The following is a 1,149-nucleotide window of genomic DNA, read 5'->3' on the forward strand; positions in this document are numbered from 1 at the left end:
CCCCGCGCAACCAGACCGCGCAGTATTACGAGTTCGACCCGAACCGCAAGCCTGCGCAGCGCAAGAAGGACAACGCCGCCGCGATGGCGCTGCTGAAGCGCATCGACGCCGGCGAAGTCGATGCGGCCCGGCTGTCTCCCGAGGAAAAGCTGGCGCTGGCGAAGTATTCCGGCACCGGCGGCGCGCTGATCGGGGCCGACGGCAAGAAGGGAAGCGCCTACGAGTATTACACCCCCAAGCCCATCGCCGAGGGCATCTGGGACTTGATGGCCGAGTTGGGCTTCGCCGGCGGGAAGGTGCTCGACCCGTGCGCTGGCGTCGGCATCTTCGGCGCCACCGCGCCGCTGAACGCGGCCATCGACGCTGTGGAGCTGAACGAAACTTCCGGCCGCATCAACGGCCTGGTGAATGCCGGCCCTGGCTACACCGCCACCGTGGCGCCCTTCGAGCGCGTGGCCGCCGCCACGCCCGACGAGCAATACGATGCCGTCGTCACCAACGTGCCGTTCGGCGGCGTCGCAGATCGCGGCGGCAACCAACTGCTGGACGGGCGCTATCAGAAGGAGCCGCTGCAAAACTACTTCATCCTGCGCACGCTGGAGAAGCTGAAACCGGGCGGTCTGGCCGTGTTCATCACGCCGCCGCGCTGCGTCTCCGGCAAGGGTGGCAAGGAGGAAGAACTGCGCGTGAAGGCCAGCTACATGGCCGAGTTCCTGGGCGCGTACCGCCTGCCGAACTCCGTGTTCGGCACGGCCAGCGCGGACACCATGACGGACGTGATTGCCTTCCGCAAGTACGGGCGGGAGGCGCTGGACAAGATCGCCGAGCTGCGCGAGCAGTCGCCCAAGGCCCTGATCGACGCCAATGTGCAGTGGCAGCCCTTCATCGAGGGGCGCTACTTCGACGGCGAAGGCAAGCGGTTCATCTTGGGCGAGTTCGTGCCGAAAGACCCCAACAAATTCCGCGACGTTGATCGCGTGACGACCGACCGGCCCATTGCCGAAATCGCTCGGATGCTGAAGAAGTTCCCCGGCTCGCGCGTGGATTGGGACATGCTGGGCACGGTCGAAACCACGCCCATCACCTACCGCGACGGCGACACCATCACACAGGCCGGCCAGACCCTGCAAATGCAGGATGGCCGCTGGG

At 66.4% G+C, this 1,149-nt stretch carries 1 protein-coding gene; it reads left to right on the forward strand.

All coding sequences use genetic code 11. From position 1 onward, the window contains the following. Window positions 1-1,149 (forward strand): N-6 DNA methylase (locus JYJ84_RS37190; protein ID WP_205190349.1); only part of this gene is annotated, 1,149 nt, incomplete at both ends.

The sequence above is a fragment of the Burkholderia sp. LMG 13014 genome (assembly GCF_905232215.1).
Classification (GTDB): Bacteria; Pseudomonadota; Gammaproteobacteria; order Burkholderiales; family Burkholderiaceae; genus Burkholderia.